Origin of the sequence: Weizmannia acidilactici (genome assembly GCF_008974225.1) — a bacterium.
Lineage (GTDB): Bacteria > Bacillota > Bacilli > Bacillales > Bacillaceae_C > Weizmannia > Weizmannia acidilactici.
In genome coordinates, this window is the sequence record NZ_BKZR01000009.1 from 54,374 (window position 1) to 74,810 (window position 20,437).

At 43.1% G+C, this 20,437-nt stretch carries 17 protein-coding genes; all 17 read right to left on the reverse strand.

Annotated features, from left to right (window positions below; translation table 11 throughout):
• Positions 1-220: 220 nt before the first annotated feature.
• Positions 221-2,641, reverse strand: coding sequence for a Lon protease family protein (locus GBH70_RS05000; protein WP_151680004.1), 2,421 nt, complete (start codon positions 2,639-2,641; stop codon positions 221-223).
• Positions 2,642-3,023: 382 nt separating this feature from the next.
• Positions 3,024-3,539 (reverse strand): DUF8042 domain-containing protein, encoded by a 516-nt coding sequence (locus GBH70_RS05005; protein ID WP_151680005.1) that lies wholly within the window; start codon positions 3,537-3,539, stop codon positions 3,024-3,026.
• Positions 3,540-4,160: 621 nt separating this feature from the next.
• Positions 4,161-5,606, reverse strand: coding sequence for an SGNH/GDSL hydrolase family protein (locus GBH70_RS05010; RefSeq protein WP_151680006.1), 1,446 nt, complete (start codon positions 5,604-5,606; stop codon positions 4,161-4,163).
• Positions 5,607-5,953: 347 nt separating this feature from the next.
• Entirely contained in the window at positions 5,954-9,013 is a 3,060-nt protein-coding gene (locus GBH70_RS05015) for a glycosyltransferase (protein WP_172968280.1), read from the reverse strand.
• Positions 9,014-9,201: 188 nt separating this feature from the next.
• On the reverse strand, positions 9,202-10,014 hold the full coding sequence (locus GBH70_RS05020) for a flagellin N-terminal helical domain-containing protein (protein ID WP_151680008.1): 813 nt from the start codon (positions 10,012-10,014) through the stop codon (positions 9,202-9,204).
• Between the two features lie 179 nt (positions 10,015-10,193).
• Positions 10,194-10,421 carry a carbon storage regulator CsrA gene (gene csrA, locus GBH70_RS05025; RefSeq protein ID WP_151680009.1) on the reverse strand — a complete coding sequence of 76 codons (228 nt, stop codon included), beginning with the start codon at positions 10,419-10,421 and terminating at the stop codon, positions 10,194-10,196.
• Positions 10,422-10,425: 4 nt separating this feature from the next.
• Positions 10,426-10,872 carry a flagellar assembly protein FliW gene (gene fliW, locus GBH70_RS05030; protein WP_151680010.1) on the reverse strand — a complete coding sequence of 149 codons (447 nt, stop codon included), beginning with the start codon at positions 10,870-10,872 and terminating at the stop codon, positions 10,426-10,428.
• A gap of 83 nt (positions 10,873-10,955) precedes the next feature.
• Entirely contained in the window at positions 10,956-11,849 is an 894-nt protein-coding gene (gene flgL / locus GBH70_RS05035; protein ID WP_151680011.1) for a flagellar hook-associated protein FlgL, read from the reverse strand.
• Positions 11,850-11,863: 14 nt separating this feature from the next.
• Positions 11,864-13,483, reverse strand: coding sequence for a flagellar hook-associated protein FlgK (flgK, locus tag GBH70_RS05040; protein ID WP_151680012.1), 1,620 nt, complete (start codon positions 13,481-13,483; stop codon positions 11,864-11,866).
• Between the two features lie 39 nt (positions 13,484-13,522).
• Positions 13,523-14,002 (reverse strand): flagellar protein FlgN, encoded by a 480-nt coding sequence (locus tag GBH70_RS05045; RefSeq protein WP_151680013.1) that lies wholly within the window; start codon positions 14,000-14,002, stop codon positions 13,523-13,525.
• Positions 14,003-14,014: 12 nt separating this feature from the next.
• Complete coding sequence (gene flgM, locus GBH70_RS05050; RefSeq protein ID WP_151680014.1) at positions 14,015-14,281, reverse strand: flagellar biosynthesis anti-sigma factor FlgM; 267 nt, start codon at positions 14,279-14,281, stop codon at positions 14,015-14,017.
• Between the two features lie 76 nt (positions 14,282-14,357).
• Positions 14,358-14,753 carry a TIGR03826 family flagellar region protein gene (locus GBH70_RS05055; RefSeq protein ID WP_151680015.1) on the reverse strand — a complete coding sequence of 132 codons (396 nt, stop codon included), beginning with the start codon at positions 14,751-14,753 and terminating at the stop codon, positions 14,358-14,360.
• 70 nt (positions 14,754-14,823) lie between these two features.
• Positions 14,824-15,531, reverse strand: coding sequence for a ComF family protein (locus tag GBH70_RS05060; protein WP_151680016.1), 708 nt, complete (start codon positions 15,529-15,531; stop codon positions 14,824-14,826).
• Positions 15,524-16,918 (reverse strand): ATP-dependent helicase ComFA, encoded by a 1,395-nt coding sequence (locus GBH70_RS05065; RefSeq protein WP_272482984.1) that lies wholly within the window; start codon positions 16,916-16,918, stop codon positions 15,524-15,526. Before GBH70_RS05065 ends, GBH70_RS05060 begins: the two co-directional genes overlap by 8 nt.
• 310 nt (positions 16,919-17,228) lie before the next feature.
• Entirely contained in the window at positions 17,229-18,071 is an 843-nt protein-coding gene (locus GBH70_RS05070; protein WP_151680017.1) for a DegV family protein, read from the reverse strand.
• Positions 18,072-18,348: 277 nt separating this feature from the next.
• The gene (locus GBH70_RS05075; protein ID WP_151680018.1) at positions 18,349-19,029 is read right to left on the reverse strand and encodes a response regulator; all 681 of its coding nucleotides are present in this window, start codon (positions 19,027-19,029) and stop codon (positions 18,349-18,351) included.
• 24 nt (positions 19,030-19,053) lie between these two features.
• A complete protein-coding gene (locus tag GBH70_RS05080) occupies positions 19,054-20,193 on the reverse strand; it encodes a sensor histidine kinase (RefSeq protein ID WP_151680019.1) in 1,140 nt (379 codons plus the stop codon).
• Positions 20,194-20,437 lie beyond the last annotated feature (244 nt).

Genomic DNA, 20,437 nt, shown 5'->3' on the forward strand with positions numbered 1-20,437 from the left:
GTTTGAAGCGATTTCCCTTTTTTGATTTGCTTGGCGGCCATTGCCGGATTTTTCACAATCTGCCCATTTTCTATTATAACTGCAAAGATACTTTCCATTTATATAGAATCATCGCATTCAAACGAAACAATACTTTCCGACTAGTTTTTAACAAAAAATTGTGAATGTTTGAAGCTAAAAAAAAGCGGGCTTCCATTTCTGCCCGCCTGCATGTTTCCAATTATTGATTTGCTTCTTTCACGGATTCATACATTTTATGAAACCGTTCTTCCACTTTCGCGAAAATGGTCCCTTCCGGAAAACGGCCCCCGGCATTCCGTTCCGCACCCGCGCTTTCCCCTGTTAAAATTTCAATGCCTTCCGAAATATGGCGGACGGCCCAGACATGGAATTTGCCGACTTTCACCGCCTCCACCACTTCATCGTTGAGCATCAGGTTGGCAATATTTTGCTGCGGGATGATGACCCCCTGGCGCCCCGTCAAGCCGCGTTCCTTGCAAATCGCAAAAAATCCTTCTATTTTTTCATTCACGCCGCCAATCGGCTGGATCTCGCCCCATTGGTTGACCGAACCCGTCACGGCAATACCCTGTTGAATCGGCACCCCGGCAAGAGAAGAAAGCAATACATACAGTTCCGTGCTCGAGGCGCTGTCACCGTCAATGAGCGAGTATGTTTGTTCAAAGGTGATGCTTGCCGAAAGCGGGATCGGATGGTTTTTCGCAAACACGCCGGATAGAAAGCCGGTTAAAATCAAAAGCCCTTTATTGTGGATTTGACCGCTCAATGACGTTTCGCGTTCGATGTTCATGATGCCGCTTTTTCCGACAAATGTCCGGGCCGTAATCTTCGTCGGAATGCCGAACGTCGCATCCCTTGTGCCCATCACGGCAAGCCCGTTGATCTGACCGATGCGTTCACCGTCCGTATCCACCATGATCGTGCCGTTTGCAATCATTTCGCGGTACTGCTCGGATATATGGTTCGCACGGTTCGACTGTTCCTCCAAAGCTTTGCGGATATGGCCCTCATCCACAAACGGGGCCCCTTCTTTTTTCGCCCAGTAGCTTGATTCGACCAATATTTTTGTGATGTCCTGGAAGCGTGCCGTCAATTTTTCCTGTTCTTCCGCAAGCCGGGAGCTGTGGTCAATGACTTTTGCGACCGCGCGCCGGTGGAACGGGAGCAGCCCTTTTCTTTCGGCGTAGTTTTTAATAAAGTGAGCCATTTTGATCCGGTTCTCTTCATTCCGCTTCATGACGGTGTCAAATTCGACTTTTACTTTAAAAAGCTTATGGAAATCTTCGTCCACGCTCGACAAAAGATCGTACAAATAATAGGAACCGATGATGATCACTTTAATTTTCAGCGGAATCGGCTCCGGCTTCAGGCCGCTTGCCGGAAATACGCCCCGTTCCGCAAACGGGTCCTCGATCTGGATTTGCCCCGTCTGCAGCGCGCGTTTCAACAGCGTCCACGCATACGGCTGCTGGAGCAGTTCCGCTGCCTGTAAAATTAAATACCCGCCATTGGCCAGATGCATGGCGCCTGGTTTAACAAACGTGAAGTCGGTTGTCCAGCTGCCGAAAGCGCCGCGGTATTCAATTTTCCCGAACAGATTTTGGTACGTCGGGTTCGTTTCGTAAATGACAGGAGCGCCCGACCGATTTTTATGGCTGACAAGCAAATTGACGGCGTAGCGGTGCAGCTGCTGTTCTTTGCTACCGGCCAGCGCCTGAGCGACAATGTTTTCCTCTTCCTGGTCCGTTAAGAAAAGGGAAAAATGCTCGACTACATCATGGTAATATTCTTCCAAATAGTTGAGCACTTTCGGAATATCGTGATAAGCTTCTTTCAATGGCTGGAAAAGGCCTTCAATTGCAAACGCAGCCGTCTGTTTATTAAAACGGTCCAAATTTTTCCGGAGCTGTTCTTCAATTTTCCGGATTTGGTAAAGGGTTTCGTTGATTTTTTCTCCGAGCTGTTTTTCCCGCTCTTTCAACTTTTCTTTATTTGCATCCGACAGCTGTTCGTATTCCTGTTTTTCCATCGGCCGGCCGAAAAAGAGCGGGAAACTTTGAATGCCTGCGGGCGTGCGCTCCAATTTAAAATTCAAATCAGCCGCAAACGCCTCCGTCTCTTTCCAAAGCGCTTCGACCTGGTTTTGAGACTCATCAATGATGCTGCGCTTTTTCTTTTCCGTTTCTTCATTGGAAAATGTCGCGCGGATTTCCCTTTCAATGTCAATGAGAAGGTTTTCCATTCTGCGCTGGAATTGGATGCCGCTTCCTGCCGGCAAATTAATGACAAGCGGGCGGTCCGGGTTTTCAAAATTGTTCACATAGCACCAGTCATCCGGCACCGGCCGCTCTTTCGCCAGTTTCTTGACGCTGTGCTGTGTGTACGTCATTCTCCCTGTTCCGGACGGGCCGACAACAAATAAATTGTAGCCGGACTGTTCCACAGACAACCCGAAATCCATTGCCTGCTCCGCCCGCTGCTGCCCGATCATTTCATTCGGCAGCGTTTCCAAATCTGCTGTCGTTTCAAAGGGAAACTGCTCTGGGCTACATTCCGAACGCAATTTTGAGACAGGCACCCGGTGAATAGATAAGACGGTTTCATATTCTTCCTGATTCATACCAATCCCTCCCATATGGGCCATGTCTGGCATACGGCATGCCCTTACATAAAACATTCGACATGTTCACCGGATTCCCTGCAAAGTTCGGGAAGAATGTTTAAGGGTGAGCAAAAAAGCAGGCATATTTACGGAAATGGCCGACTCCAGCCGATATGTTTTATGCCGATGCACGAAGGGAAATATTTTAGAAAAAAGAAGTGGAAATGATGGCGGAAAAGCAGCTGAAAAAGGAAGAAGAAAAAATCAAAGGGAAACAAAGAAGCAGGCCGACGGGCGATGGATAGGGAGGAAGAAAACAGCAAATAAAAAAACAGGGGGAGCATTGAACAGATGCTGCCCCTGTTTCGTTTAACGGCAACATGCCGTTGCCATGGAAACTTCAAGCGCATCGAGCAATTTTTCGGCTGAGGAAATCAGGCTTTAAAGCGCCCACTGCCTGCACCACTTCTTTTTCTTCAATCGCTGCTGACAAATCTTGCAGGAACTCTTCCATTGAATCAGCAGTTTTGGCGACTTGCAGCCAGTTGAAAAGTTTCTCTTTATTTTGTTTAATTATTCCAACTGCCCGGACCATCCACCGCATTTTTTCCATAAGCCCGGATAACATTTGCCATGCTTCTTCAGCTAAAGGGCCGGTTAAGACTTCCAGCACTTTCAACGCCGGGACAGCTCTCTTAAAATAGTTGAATAATGATAAAACTATTTCATGGGTGAATTCATTGTACGTCTTTAATACCATTTCAAGCTCTTGTATGTACTGTATATGTTTTTCCAAGTAACGCGAAAATTCATGGCTGATTTTTTCCCCATCCTCAATGAAGTGACTGAAAAAAGCATGATGGCCGTCTGCAGCATGGATTTTGCTGATGATCTCCGTCGCGCCCGGATTTTCCAATGATCGTCTCTTGGTTTATCGTTAACTTCATCTTTATACCTCCAATGTCACCCCTATTTTATCTGATATTTGATACGTTTGAAAGATGAAATTTTTTAACATGCGGAGCCGCTGATTGGCAGCTCCGCAGGGATTTAGCATGAATCAACATTTAAAATTCGTAATTTCATTAAAAGGAAATTAGACAAACATGCTAATGAATGAGCCAGACGAAATTTTCAAATTTGACTTCAAGCTGTACTTCTATCTTTTTACATCAATAAATAATGGCTTCATAGTAGTTTCTTGATAAGTTTCCAGTACTCCAAACCTTCGAGATAATTAAGAAGGAAAAGTATCCAACGCTCCTTAACACTGAACTCTTTTAGCTAATCAGAATTTTATATTGTCTAATAACGGGTCCACAATACACAAGCACCAAATCATAAGATTAAAGTCAAGAGTTACCTCTTGCCATTAAAGATTTCCAACGAGTTAATAGCTAGTACTTATTTGATAGAAATCCTATACACTAAATGTTTTAATAGAGTGACAGACATCGGTCAAATTGACATTACAGGCTAAATGATTTACAACATCGAGAAAAAATTATACTCCCATAGACTAACACAGGTCGATTTTTCAAAGGCTTAACGCTTGTACTAAAATTTTCCCAAGCTTGATTGCGCCTAAATCGTTGAGGTGATCATAATCATAAAATTCATCATTTTTAAAATAAGTAGAATTAAATAAATCTATCAATTTGAAACGATACTTTTCTTGGAGTGGCTCCATACAAGCGTAAAAATCGGAAATCAAGCCCGGATTAATGCTATTTCGATAATATTCTGTTACAGGAGGAACGTATAGAATAATTTCCACCCCACGGTTATTCATCTCCTCTAAGAAATCCGCAAACAATTTTTGATTTTCCTGAACTGTAGAAGCATATTTAAAAAACTTATTATGGCTTGCTGCACGCTTTTGGGCTCGCTCACGGTTTGTTATATCATCATGTTTAAGAATTTCACTGTCCATACGTGGATAAGAAAAGTAATGTGAATCTTCAAATCTTTTTTTTGCGTTTTCGACATATTGATTCGCCAATACTTCAAATGAAAAAAGATGTTTTTTTAGTGGAGTAACTGACTTTAAGAAAATTTGTGTATCATCGTCCGGATTTCCTGGAAAATTGTGCTTATCCTTAAATACAGGGTAATTCACTTCAGTTATACGTTTGTATTGATAAATAGAAGTTGAAAGAGATAAATCGTAGCCCCAGAAGTAATAGGCGAAAGAAATAATACAGTGAGTAATGTTCGGATTGTAGGCAAGCGCAGTACGGATTGTTTTTAGGGTATAATATAGATCTTGTGCATCTATTGCTACATTACGCGCAGGTAATGGCATTTGCTCCTCGAACAACCCACACATCGTATAGGAGGAACCCGCGAGCAAAATTCTAATATCCGATCGTCTTTTCAAACTTTCCAACTTTGCTTCAAGGTAAAGTCGATCGTGTGTGTAATAATCAAGATTTTTCAAATCAGCAATCATAGCACCTACTGAATCCACAATTTCTTCTACCTGAAAGCAAAAATTCGCATGTGCCAATTCCTTTTTTTGCAGTCTTCCAGAATAAACTAATACAGAAAAGTCCGGAGAATTTTCCTGAAACTGAGGAATGGATTCTGGCATTTTTGAGTACAAGGGCAATTCCGTTACAGATTGTACATACCTGATATTAACCGGAAGATCTCGCGCTGTGCAGTTATACAAATAGATGTGAAATCGTGTATTCTTAAACAGGGAAGACTCGAATTGTTCAAGAAGAGATAGTAATTTAAGCCTGCTCGTGGGGCTTACAGGTACACTTTTGAAAGCAGAAAGTAATTGGGTCACATGCTCAAATAAAGAAAGAAAAACCTTATTACTATGATACAATGGATGTAATTTGATGCAGATTTTAGCGACAACAGGCAAAATTTTTATGAATTCAGAGTCTTCCATCATATTGCGGGATAACATATTGCACAATTTATCAATCGTTATGATTACCGAAGTAGTCTCTTTTTTGGTGATATCCATTTTTTGACCCTCTTCTACATTTGTTAATAAGGGAAAACGTCTAATTTTCCCTCTTCCCAATTCCTACATATTCTATGACAAATGAATGATTTATAAGTTAGCAAGCTCGGTAAATTCTTTAAAATGAATTTGAGATTATACAAATATCATTCACTTAATTTTCTTGAATTTAACATATCTATTAAGTTCCGACATTGTATATTGGGTATAAATATGTTCACAGCTATTATTTTTCACAATTAATCTCGTTATTTTAATTTGGAGTACTAAAAAACGGGGCCAAAATGTTTAAATATTAATTAAACACTTTGAACTCCCAATTAGTATAACTCCATAAAAAGCTAATTTTAAAACCCAAAAATTTGCTTTCGGAGACTGTATAAGAATGGATTTTCTTTAGCTGTTGACTTTTCGCCGTTTATAAGGGAAATGATTTCATCTGCAGCCCTACTACCAGAATTTCCATCTCTAAACTGATCTAAATTATACAAGACATCAAATAACTCACTCTTTTGCTTTATAAATAAATTATTATCTTTTAGATACAGTCTAAGATCATCCCCTTTTTCCAAATTTATAATTTTTTCTCTAATTCTTACTTCATTGCTCCCATCCTTACGTAATACTTGCGAGGTTGGATTTAATAACAATATATTTTGTTCTGCCAAGATAGCATCAAATATGATCCCACTATTATCTGAAATTACAAAATCAGATATAGCAAAAAGCGAAAATAGATCGCTTTGATCACTAGTTACATTATTAAAATTGTGCAGGATCTTCTCTCGGCGGTATTGTTCACTCTCTCTAAATGCAGTGCCATGATGCATTTTAATAATGATATTATAATCTTTCTCTAATTCCTTAATATCATCAATCCAGTCGTCAATTGAACTTAAATGGCCGTACGTTGGAGCGTATAAAATGGTTTTCTTATTTTCGTCAATTAGAAACTTTTCTTTTATTTCCTCAAGATTATCAAATTTATTTTTAAACCATTTATCAAATTTGGGATTACCAACAATTACACAGTTGTTATAGATATTTAATCTATTGTAATCATAACGACCATAACAAAGAATTTTATCGTAGAAAACATTCCACCAAGCAAAGTTCCAAGTATCTTTAGCTAATCCATACATCACTCGTACTTGCTTATATGCTATCTCGTTTAACCAATTAGAATAATAACAACTTACCATGCAATCATATTTAAAGTGATTCTTCATTATCATGGAAACAGTATAAGCATCAATATCATTTCGATCTAGATTCTGAAGAAATTCCATTAAGTCATCATACATATAACTTGTTTCGGAATGTTCTTGAAAATAATCATTTATCACAAGATGACAGTTAATACCTTTATTTAATAATTCATTAATAATAGATTCATAGACATAGTAATGAAAAGTAGTTTCTAGAAAAAAGCCCACAGTTCTAACCGGACTTCCATTCGATTGTAATTCTATACTGTCACTTTTGATTAAGCTGTATAAATAAGCTAGTTCTTGACTTCCTGTATAATAAGAAAAAGCAATATTTGTAATCTGATCTATATCCCAATCACGGACACTTTCAAATTCCAAATGTAATAATAAAGCATACTTAAACAATCTATAATCAATTTTTTCATAACTAATAGCAGTAATAATTTTTTCTTTCGCTTGAAGCCCTTCGCCTTCTTCAAAATAATATTCTACTAAATTTACAAACGTATCGATATCATAAAAAACAGGATCTACATTATTATAAATTTGTATTGCTTCTTTTTTGTAATGATATTGGTACATTAAATGTGCTATTGGCAATAGTATTTCTTGCTCGGTACCTATCTTCTCAGCCAGTTTTCCAAAAAGACTAAGTTGATTAAATTGTAATGTTCTTTCCACTAGTATAAGAATATCTTTCGAACAATTGTAGGATGTATTATTATTAGTGAAAAGATACTCCATTAATTGTTTGATGTTTTCTTCTTTTACTAAATTGAATATTAATCTGATAATACTGATATCTTTAAGTTCAAAGCAGAATAAAATCAAATCATAAATATCAATACAACCATTTTTTATAATCTCATTTAATTGCTCTAAGGTACGTGTTTCAATAAACTTTTTAAGTGCAGCTGTATTGCCTTTGCTTAGTTCTAACTTGATATTGAAACCTTCCTTAATTAAGCCATTATCCACTTGTTCTGCATAATGGCGGGCTATATCAAATTGTGAAAGCGAGATAAACAGGCGGATAAACTTAAACAAATCATAATTATTATTTATTAGATTATTATGATTAATAAAAGAAACTATTTCGCGTTCTTCCTCTCTCTCCGTTAAAATTTGCATTAAACCAATAAGAGATCGGTTGCAGTACTTATTAAGTGTTAATGCCTTTGTAAAATGGTAAACAGATTTTTCATAATTTTTCTCTTTTTGATAAATGATACCGAGAGCTCTGTGCGGAAAATATTCAAGATAATCCACGCTTGAAATAATGTTTTGGTAATCTTCCTGTTTATCAATCAATTCTTCAAATTCTGTAATTGCATCTTGGTAACGATGTTGATCTAAATAAATAATTCCTTTTAAACATTTAAAATCAGGAGATTCGCTGTATATTTGTTCTGCATCGCTAATTACATTCAACGCATCCTTGTAACGCTGCAGAGTAATGAGACAATTTATGATTTGAACCACACAAAACGATACCCAGCTGTAACGAAGGTCCGGTTTGTTTTGATAGGCTTTCAGATACGCCTCTAAAGCTTTTTCAGTATCTCCCTGCGATTGATATTCATTTCCTAAATTAAAATAATCAAAAGCATTACTCTCTGAAAAACTCATTTCTTTTTCAAGTAAAAATTGATTTCTCTTATTTTTATTTTTTTCTTTTACTACACTTGCTAAGTATCCTGAATGGTAAAGAATTAAGCTTGAAGAACCTACTTTAAGCTCACCTTCACTTTTCCTCAATTGTTCATGTATGGTCCTTGAAAAGGTAATTGCAGGATTATTTTTGTAAATTCTTAAGCCGTGGTGCTGAATAATCCTTTCTCCATGCATACCTGAAAAGTTGTATATTTTTACTTCAAAAGCATCATATTGATTCTTTAATTCATCAATTGCAGCTTGTAAATTGTTTGGATCAACATATTCATCTGCATCCATGACCAATATCCATTGTCCAGACGCCTTAGACTGGGCAAAATTCCGGGCATCTGCAAAACTATCGGTCCACTCAAAATCATAAACATGATCAACGTATTGCAATGCGATTTCTTTCGTTTTGTCTGTGGAGCCAGTATCGACAATCACAATCTCATCTACAACACCCTTGACTGAATCTAAGCATCGCTTTAATACTTTTTCCTCATTTTTTACAATCATACATAAAGAAATGAATGGTGCCATGAATATATCCCTCATTGTTGTTATTCTTGATTCAACAAAATATCGCGACTATAGTGTCACGATATTTTGTTGAACATCCTTTTAAAAAGGAAATTCTGTTAATTTATGCTATACATGCAATTTCCATTTTAAAATGAACACCAACCAAAAGAATAAATCTTTTGATTGGTGCCAATAAATACAAATAATTAACGAAGAAGTTGCAATACTTGCTGTGGTTGTTGGTTTGCTTGAGCCAACATTGCTTGAGCAGCTTGTGCAAGGATTGAGTCCTTTGTTTCTTCAGACATTTCTTTCGCCATATCAACATCCCGGATACGTGATTCAGCGGAAGTCAAGTTTTCTGAAGAAGTCGTCAAGTTGTTAATAGTATGATCTAAGCGGTTTTCAAGTGCACCAAGATTAGATCTTTGTGATGAAACAAGTTTAATAGCTTTGTCTAAAGCAGAAATTGCAGTACTTGCTGCAGCATTTGAACTTACAGCAATATTTGTACCAAGGCTGAGACCGGTAGTATCCATTGCAGAAATAGAGAAAGTAATAATTTGTCCCGCATTTGCCCCTACTTGTAAAGTAGCAGAAAAGGTGCCGCCCAAAAGGTTTTGCGTGTTAAATTGAGTAGTTTTCGCAATACGGTCAATTTCCGACATCAACTGGTTCAATTCTGTTTGGATTTGGTTGCGGTCCTCTGTAGTATTCGTATCGTTCGCACCTTGAACAGCCAATTCACGCATACGTTGTAAAATGTCATGCGTTTCATTCAATGCACCTTCAGCAGTTTGAAGCAAAGAAATGCCATCCTGTGCATTGTTTGTTGCCTGGTCCAAACCACGGATTTGGGAACGCATTTTTTCAGAGATTGCGAGACCGGCTGCGTCATCAGCCGCACTGTTGATGCGAAGGCCTGAAGAAAGTTTTTGCATTGCTTTGCTTTGTGCATTTGTTGCTGCATTTAATCTGTTCAACGTGTTCAACGCTGCAAGGTTGTGGTTGATAATCATCTATCTTTCCTCCTTGAATATTGTCGACCCACTTCCTTGTGGACCTGGTTTTTTCCGGGTTCCCAGGTCGGCCGCCCTGTTCCCCCGCTCATTTTTTATATCGGCCATATGTGCAAATGTTTAATAGTTTTGAAGAAAAAATAGATGAAAAAAACGAACATCGCAAACGACCGGTTTCCTTACTTCCCATTATGTTCTTTTAACAACCCAAGCAGCCCTTGTATGCCTTGTGCCGCAACTGTGTTTTCTCGCTGGATTTCAAGATAGACTTCTTTGCGGTGGATTTCGATATGTTTCGGGGCGTTGATGCCGATTTTGACCTGGTCACCCTGGATGGCGGCGATGGTGATTTCGATGTCGTCGCCGATTTGGATCGATTCGCCTTTTCTTCTAGACAGGATCAGCATCGTCTCACCCCTTTACCTTCCCGGACTTATTTGCAAAGAGCGGGTGCCTTGTTTTGTATTTCGGATCGTTTAAAATCAGCTGTTTCGCCTGATGGTTCTTTTGATTTAAAATCAGCGGCGCCTGCAGGTTGGCTGTTGTATTGGCAAACGGGTTCCTGACCGTTAAGATGGCATACACGAGAACGTCTTCTTCTTTTTCGATTGAAAGCTGCTCGAGCGTGGCATCATCAATATTGAATTCATAATCCCTGAAAAACAAAAACGGGCTTGTGATCACAAAAGCGACATAAGGCGTCATCACCGACTGCAGGACCATATAAACGCCGTTGTCCAAGATCGGGAGTAAAACAAATGCCTTTTCATCCGGAAAGCCCGGAATGCCGTTTTCAAAATGCCAAATGTCCGATTCGCTGATTTCGATTTCGCCGTGGTATTTTGTATTGCGCTTCATTCTTCAGCCTCCTAACATATAAAAAACGGCACCATCCTGATATAAAGGAAGGCCATCCAGTATATCAAGATGGTGTCCATAGATTATTTTAAAAAGTCCAGCAGCGTCGGCTGAATGACTTGCGCGCCGACTTTCAATGCAGCGGTATAAGCGCCTGAAGCAACGGAAAAATCCGTGTAAACCTGGTCGATATCCACGTCTTCGTTATTGGACATGATTTCTGTCGCTGTAAGTTCCTGCTGGGATACGCGTTCTTTCATGAGATCCAGACGGTTGCTGCGGGCGCCGGTTTGCGAAAGTTCGCTCAGCACATTGTCGATATGGGCATCGATTGTATCCAGGTACCTGTCGAAGCCATTTGCTGACGTGCCGGCATTTAAATCGCTGATTAAGTCATTCAAGTCTTTAAAGAGATCGTCGGAAAATACTTTCGAACCATCGGCGTTGACTTGCAGGTAAATGCCTTTCGAAAGTTCGATTTTGACCGGGTTGTTGTTGATGCCGAGTGTCGTGCTCCCGTCAAATGTGCTGATATCGGTGCTGATCGGCTTTTCTGTTGTGTTCGTGCCGTTAAAAATATATTTGTCATTGACTTTCGTATTGGCAATATCGACAAGCTGGTCGCGGAGCTGTTCCACTTCGTCGGCGATTGACTGCCGGTCCGAAGGGGTTTCAGTATCGGTTGACCCTTCCACTACCAGTTCGCGGATCCGCTGCAGCACCTGGTTGGCCTCGTCCAAAGCATCGTTTGTCGTTTCAATCCAAGTACTGGCTTCCAAGAAATTGTCTTCATATTGTTTTACTTGCGCAACGGTTCTCCTATACGAGATGCCTTTCATCGCAGATAACGGATCATCGGAAAGCTTATTGATTTTTTTCCCGGATGCAAGCTGTTCCTGATATTTTGCGAGTTTGCTGTAGCTCGTATTTAAATTGTTAAGAAAATTCCTGGCGAGCATGGATTGGGTTATGCGCATCGTTTTTCACCTGCCTATCTGCCTACAACGCCCATGCCGCTGATGATTTTATCAAGCAATTCGTCGTTCATCGTAATCATCCTGGCTGCCGCGTTATAGGCTTGTTGGTATTTGATCATATTCGTCAGTTCCTCATCGAGCGAAACCGAGCTGACAGACTGCCGGTTCGTTTCAACAGATTCAAGAAGTGAACTGCTGTTTGCTTCGAGGTTGTTCGCCCGTTCCGCATCGACGCCCAGTTTCCCAATGATGCCTTCGTAATTGCTGTTGATCGTACCGGTTGTAAACGGCAATCCGAGTGAAGCGATGTTGAGCATGCTGCTGAAACCTTCCAATGAAACAGCATTGCTGCTTAAATCAAAATCTTCCACACTTGCGAGATTAATCGCGTTCGAACCATCTCCCGGATCTCCGTTTGCCGAAGCGGCAATCTTGCTGTAAGTGAGGCTGCTGTTGACGCTGATCGCATCCGCTGCGCCCTTGTAATCCGTCAGACTGCCAAAGGTAAAGAAAGCTGTGCCGGCGTTTCCTTCCAGATCCGTTCCTTTTTCGTGGACGGCGTTAAAAACAGTGCCGAATGTATACGCCAGTTTATCCAAGCTGTCAAGCATTTCCGGATAAGTACCGGCTTCAACTGTATTGCCGTTTGCGTCCGTATATTGATAGCCGTAGCTTTCAATTAATCCGAGCAGTTTGCCTTGCGGGAAAGTTACATTGCCGTTTGCGTCCGAAACAGCAAATTGTATACCGCCGACAGTAATGCCAACCATTTCCCCGCTTGCCGGCGGGCTGTCAATGATATTGTCGCCGTCGCTGTCAACGCCGTTCTGCACTTCAACAGAATTGTAGCTGCTGCCCTGGACGAGGTAAACGCTTGTGCCGTCTGCTGCCATCATTTTGATATTATAAATGCCGTCCGCATTCGCCTTCGCATTCCCTCCGCTTTTTTCCGTTTCCACAGTAATATTTAAATAAGACGACAATTTGTCCACTAAGATGTCCCGTTTGTCGTACAGGTCGTTCGGCAAATAGCCGTTTGGCTCAAGGGCTGCGATTTGTTTATTTAAATCGCTGATTTGTTCCAAAATCGAGTTGATGTCATTTACGGATACGCTGATTTCGCTTCCGACATCCTTTTTATCCTGGGAAAGCGTCTCGCTTAAATAATGGAGAGTATCGGTCAATGTTTTCCCCCGCTCCAGTACGACAGACCGGGCAGATACATCTTCCGGGTTGGTACTTAAATCCTGGAGCGATTCCCAGAAAGCTTCCATTGTATTTGATAAACTGCTGTCCGAATCGGTTTCATCCATGACACTTTCCATTTTGCTCAAGGCATCGGATTTTGCCGTCCAGTAGCCCAGCTTGCTGTTGTTTTCCCGGTACTGGACATCCAGGTATTTGTCCCGAATCCGCTGTATTTCGCCCGCTTCCACGCCTGTCCCGATTTGTCCGGCAATCGCCGGGCGGTTCATGGAAGCAGCCGGGTAGGGGTCGGTGGCCGTTAAATTGACGCGCTGCCTTGTGTATCCTTCCGTATTCGCATTCGCCACGTTCTGCCCGACCGTGTACAGGGCGTTTTGCTGGGCGGCTAAAGCTCGCTTTGCCGTTTCTAATCCAAAGAAAGTGGACACCGTATCTTCTCTCCTCCGTGTTTTTTATTCAATAACCTGCTATACTTTTGAATCAAATCTCGGCTTTCCGCCCGCCTGTACCGGCTGCCTGGACGGCGGCGCATATGTTGCGGGCTGTGTCTTCGGATAAATCAAATCGAGGGTGAGGTTCACAAATTGAAGGGCCTGATAGATGAGCATTTGATTCAAGTCGTTTTGTCTTTTCAGCTTGTCCACTGCGTTTATGAGGCGCTTCCGTAACGCCTCAAGCTGTGTGCGTTCTTCCCCTGAAGCGGCCGCAATGCATTCCGTAACCGTAACAGGATGATCGGATCCTGTAAAAGCACGCGCACATTTTTCCCGTTCTTTTTCCAGAGCTGAAATTGCCCGGATATGAGCCTGCTCTTCATTCACCATTTTCTGGAGACGCTCCATATCCTGATTTTTTATGACCTCCGTTTTTTCACAGGCCAGTTTGAACAGGCTGTTATGAAGTTTTTCCAATTTTTCCAGGCATGCAATTAATTTTTCTGCGGACATGGGCAGCCCTCCTTACTTGCCCGTAAAATATTTCAAAATGCCTTCAGCTGTTTTTTCGGCATCTGTTTGATACGTTCCGTTTTGCACCTGCTGTTTTAAAGCGGCGATTTTTCGACTCCGTTCCTGTTCGAGTTGGGAGGCCTTTTGCAATTCTTTTGCTTCGGAAGAAATTTCGACTTTGTCCGTCTTTTGGCTGCTTTTATTAGCCCGCTGCGTCTGCTGGCTGATCTGGCGCTGATACGGATTGATCCCCGAACTGTTAATGTGATTGATCTTCAAAGTGTTCACCCCTTTTTTAAGGTTTCCGCGCAAATTCACCATCCAATATATCGGATAAACAAGCGGAATGTTTACTTTACTTAAAGTGATAAGTCTTTTTCCTCACTTTTTCTTCCCATTTCTTTTCTTTTTCAAAGCGTTCGAGATCTTCGGAAATCGCTTTTGCACAGTCTTCGCATATTTTTCCCGATTGGATTAATTTGCCGCAACGGTCGCACGGATACGCCAGGTTTGGGAAATGGGCCGTAAGCAGGCGGCCTTTCCGCACCCATTTGTAAACGAGCTTTTCCGGCACATTATTTTTTTCAACAATCGTTTGCACCGTCGCCGCGCGGTTTTCGCGTTTCTTTAAAAAATTGGAAACGCGGTCAAATGCAGCTTCTTCCTCTCTGTAGCAGTCTTCGCATACATCGCGAACGGAATTTTTGATAAATAATTTACCGCAATTCGGACAGTTTTCCAACTTCGCCATCCGATCCGCCTCCCTTTTTATCCGTCGCCGTTCGTTTTCTATCCTTTTTATCGGCATAAATTTCGTTTTTTTAACCCCGGGCCGCTGTTAAAGAATATACTTTTTCGGCGCCCGCTTCCCGCAAAGCTCTTGCCGCATGGTGGACGGTCGAGCCGGTTGTGTAAATATCGTCAATCAATAAGATGGTGCGGCCTTCGATGGGAGCCGTTTTTTCCACATGAAAAAATTGCGATTGGCGGATACGTTCCTGGCGCGTTTTTTTCGACTGCTTTTCGGTATGGGTGCGCCGAAGCAGGGGCGTTGGTGTGAGGCCTGCAGCCCGGGCAAGCGCCTCCGCCTGGTTAAACAGCCGGTCTGATAACCGTTCTGCGCTCAGCGGGACCGGCACAATCAAGTCAAAATCGCACGATGCTGACGCCTGCCGGATGCCGTCTGCAAAAATGGCGGCCAAAATATAGTCGCCGCGGAACTTAAAGCGGGTAAAAACTTCTTTGCAAAAATTATTATATGCATAAATGGATATGTTTTCTTCAAGTACGCCCGCCCATTCCGGATCTTTTTCCCATTTCGCGCAGTCAAGGCATATATTCCCTTGCACATAGGCGGGATCGAGCTTCGCAAGCGGCCGGCAGCATTTTTTGCAAACTGGCGGCGCGATTTTCTCCAATCTGGCGCGGCAATCTTCGCAAAGCGGGGATTCCCGCTGCGGAAAAATGAGCGCCCGCCATGAAAGCCTGGAGTGGAGCGGCTGATGGCAAAATAAACAATACTCACTCATCAATCAGCCCCCGCTTTCTTGCTTCTTCATTCATCGCTGAAATATGGCGCTGCGCTTTTACCATTGCTTGTGATCTCCCATAATGGAAAAACGTCACGACGCCTGTCGGAAAATCGGCACTTCTTCCGGCCCTGCCCGCAATTTGCACGAGGGCGGCTTCCGTGAAAATGGCATCTTCCGCCCCGACAACAGCGACGTCAATATTCGGGAAAGTCACGCCGCGCTCGAGAATGGTGGTCGTTAACAAAACCGGGGTTTTTCCGGCGCGCATCCTCCCGACTTTCTCTTTCCTTTCCGGATCTTCGGCATGCACCGACTCAATATCCGGGTGAAGTTTCTTGAAGAGCGGCTCCGCTATTTTCATCAGCCTGATATTGGGGAGAAAAAGGAGCGTCTGTTTTCCGACATCAAGCCGATGTTTAACCCAAGCTTCAACCGGGCGGGGCAGCCTTCCTTTTTCAAAAGCTTTGCGCCAGTTGCCCGCCCATTTCATTTCGGGGACGGGAAGCGGACGGCGGTGGTACCGTGCCGGGATCGTGACAAACGGGCGCAATCCTTTCCGGCATTCGCGCTGCCATGTTTCATTCGGGGTTGCGGTCAAATAAATGTGCGCGCATGATTCCTTGGCGGCTTTTTTTACTGCCCGCTGCAATGTTTCATCATATGTGTACGGGAAAGCGTCCACTTCATCGACAATCATCGTGTCAAAAGCGGCTTTAAAGCGGTAAAGCTGATGGGTTGTGGAAAGGACGAGCTGCGCCCATTTGTAGCGGTCAGGGCTGCCGCCGTACAATGCGGCAATGCTGATGTCCGGAAAAACGCGCCGAAAACGGGGGGCGAGTTCGAGTACGACGTCCGTCCGTGGTGTTGCGATGCAAACGCGCCCGCCGTTTTTGATCGCCGCTTCGATTCCATTAAATAAGATTTCGGTTTTCCCTGCACCGCAAACAGCCCAAACGAGCATCTCTTTTTTCTTCAGGACGGCATCCATGACCGCTTTTGATGCAGCCTGCTGCCCTTCGGAAAGCATTCCTTCCCATTGAAGCGGCTGCGCAGGCGGGTGGAATGCGGGTTCGGGGCCCGTCCAGCTGACAAGCGGCCGGCAGGAAGTGACCCGCCCCATCATCAGGCAGTTGCGGCAGTATACGCTGGATTTTCCGCAATGGGCACACGGGAATACTGCGAAAAGATGCGCCTCTTGATTGCCGCAGCGCAGGCAGATGCAGTTCGGGAATTCCCCCCGGATTCCTTGTTCATAGTGGATCCAGCCATGTTTTTTATGCATTTCCAGCAGTTCGGGTGAAAAAGGGATTTCAGATTTGAGGAGTTTGCGTCCGAAGAGGTGGTGCTGGAGTTCTTCCGAAAAAGCAGGGAGATTCAAGGACAAATCCGTTCACTCCTTTGTTCGTTTGTGGGGGAGAAGGGGCTGTCCAAAAAGCCCCTTTTCATCAAGAAGTTTTAGCTCATAACGCCCTGATAGATTTTCAAAATACGGTTTTTTGCGTAAAACTTTGTTCAAACGCTCTTGATACCGCTTCTAAGTGCCGGTCGCGGGAGTAAAAGGAACTCGAATCGACTTTATCATGATTCTTAGAACCGTTCCATGAAAATATTTTATTCTAATGGTCTTTCGAAGCTCTTAAAAACGATGGTTGTTCCAAAAACGACTTTGGAACATCCCCTTCTTTTTTAAACTGTTATTTCAGCATCCATGCAATCCCGATCGCGCCTTCCCCAAGATGGGTGGCAATGACCGGGCCGAAATAGCTGATCGAAAAATCAACGGTCGGAAACCGTATTTCTAGTTCATCTTTAATTTCAAGCGCCTGTTCCTTGCGGTTGGCGTGGATGATCGAACATTTGAGCGGAAAGCCCTTGTTCACATCTTCGGCAAGCAGGTCATAAATGCGGTTTAACGCTTTTTTCTGGGTGCGGATTTTTTCAAACGGTACAATTTCATCATCGACAAACGTCAAAAGCGGTTTGATTTTTAACAGGCTGCCGATGAGCGCCTGCGAGCCGGACAGCCTTCCGCCGCGCTGGAGATGCGTTAAGTCATTCACCATAAAATATGCCTTGGTGGATGCTTTTAATTCATCAAGGCGGGCAAGGATTTCTTCCGGTTCTTTTCCTTCAAGCGCCATTTTTGCCGCATCAATCGCAAAAAAGCCCTGCGCCATGCAGCTCCAGCCGGAATTATAAGGATACACTTTTACACCTTCGACCATGCCGGCCGCTGTGATCGCGCCCTGGTATGTTCCGCTGATTTTTTTGGATAAATGGATGCTGATAATGGCATCATAATCTTTCGACAGCTGTTCAAAGAGTTCCACAAACTGACCGGTCGACGGCTGGGAGGAAGTCGGCAGCTTGTCCGACATGCGCATTTTTTCAAAAAATTCATCTGCCGTAATATCAATTTCTTCCCGGTATTCTTCCCGGCCGAAAATAACATTTAACGGAATCATATAAATAGAATATCGTTCGCGTATTTCTTGCGGGATGTAAGCGGTACTGTCGGTGACAATGACCGTTCTCATTTTTCCCTCTCCCTTCCGCTTGTCTGATCTCCTCCATTGTATAAAATAAGCAGCCGTTTGAAAAGCCGACCGGGTATGCCATCCGTCCGATTTATAACCTATCCGCCGATTTCTTTACTGTTTTCGCCGATAAAATAAAGATTTCCGCTGATTTTTCAAACTTCTCCCGTTTCCGGCGATAAATCGGATCCACATGCTGATTCACCGCTGCTTTCCGCCTCTCCAAAAATAAAAAACCTCGGCAATACATTAAAAAATGTACAACCAAGGTTTTCCCTTACCGTACTTTGACCCATCCGTTCTTAATCGCCATCACGACTGCCTGTGTGCGGTCATTGACTTTCAATTTCTGCAAAATATTGCTGACGTGGTTTTTCACAGTTTTTTCGCTTATGTATAAACAGTCGCCGATCGCGCGGTTGCTTTTGCCGTCAGCCAATAATTGCAATACCTCACATTCACGCGGGGTCAATAAATGCAACGGCTGGACGACTTCCGGCTGCCGGTATGCCCCGTCGGATGCATAGCGGTTTGACAATTTCCGGAATTCTTCCACCAAATTGCGGGTAATTTTCGGATGCAGGTAGCTGCCGCCGTCCGCAACAACTTTTACGGCTTCGATCAGCGCATCCGAATCCATTTCTTTCAACAAGTAACCGGTTGCGCCCGATTTTAACGTGTGTGTAACGTATGATTCATCATCGTGGATGGAAAGAATGATAATTTTCGTATCCGGATAAGTCTCGATCAGCTTTCTTGTTGCCTCCACCCCGTTTTCGTGCGGCATGTTGATATCCATCAACACGACATCGGGATGGTATTTTTCAATGATGCCGAGCGCGTCTTCCCCGTCTTCTCCCTCTGCCACGACTTCGAACGTTTTTTCAAATTCAAGGATCCGTTTCACGCCTTCACGGAACAACTGATGGTCGTCGATGATCGCAATTTTCACCGTCATTCTCTCTTTCCTCCTTTTCCATATTTATTGCAGCGGGATTTGGATAATGATCAATGTCCCCGCTCCGATTTTCGAATGGATGGAAATTTCACCATTTAAAAGGCCGACACGCTCTCTCATGCCGACAATCCCGAATGCACCTTCACGTATGCTGTTGACATCAAAGCCGACGCCATTATCTTTGACAATGGCAATAAAACTGTTTTTCCTCAGCTCCGTTTTCACTTGGATTTCCGTCGCCTTCGAATGTTTTAAAGCATTTTGTACGGATTCCTGGACGAGCCGGAAAACCGCAATTTCGTAATTGGTCAGGAGCCTTCTTTCTTCTCCTAAATGCGTATAGGTAATGATCGTATTCTGATTATAATTTTCGACGGTAGACAAATATTTTCTGAGGGTCGGAATTAAGCCGAGATCATCCAATGCCATCGGCCGTAAATCGTAAATGATGCGCCGGACTTCTTTTAACGAACCGCGGACCAATTCTTTTAAATTGCGGATTTCTTCGAGTGCTTCCTCCACGCCGCGTTCGTGGTATATTTTTTCCACCAAGTCGGAACGGATCAACATATTGGCCAGCATTTGCGCCGGCCCGTCGTGGATCTCCCGTGAAATGCGTTTCCGCTCTTCCTCCTGCGCTTCGATGACCCGGAGCCCGAACTCCTGCTTATGCTTTGCGTCTTCGATCGCTTCGCTGATATTGCGCAAGTCGCTTGTTAAATAGTTTAACACAACGGTCGTTTGCGAGATGAGGTGATTGGCCCGTTCAATCGTATCTTTTAAAGAATGAAGCCGTCGTTCCAATTCGTTTCTTCTTTCGCGCAGATGGATTTCGCGCTGCCTGTTCATCGACAGCTGGGTTTGGATCATGTGTGCCTTTTCGTAGGCTTCCTGCACCTGTTGTTCGGAAAAATCCCGGAAATGCCTGCTTACTTCAGCCAGCCGCAGCCTTGCAAACCGCGATTTCGTTTCCAGTTCATCCGTTTGCTGAATCACAACGGACACTGCGGCTTTGATTTCATCGAGCTCTTTTACAAGCGTTTCATAATCCTGCCGGCACTTTTCGCCAATTTCAAAAATCTCATGCTTGCTTTCTTCAACTGTCACAATCATTTTCTCCAAAATGGCGTCCAATGCCTTGGAGTCGAATGTCTTTAATGTCATCTTGCTTCCCCCAAAAGAATAGTCGATGAATCAGTTCCCGAACAGAAGGCGGACGGATGCAGGACAATCCAAACCGGCACACTGTGATAACGTTATTTTACCGCGAAAGCAGCGTTTAGACTATTTGAAAATAAAGTACAACCGTATAATGGTACTAATTTCCCAGCTACTTTAGTAGGGAAAACACATACCATTATACGGTGCACAAGACAGCCCTGATTCTAAGTTTACACATAAAAAATTA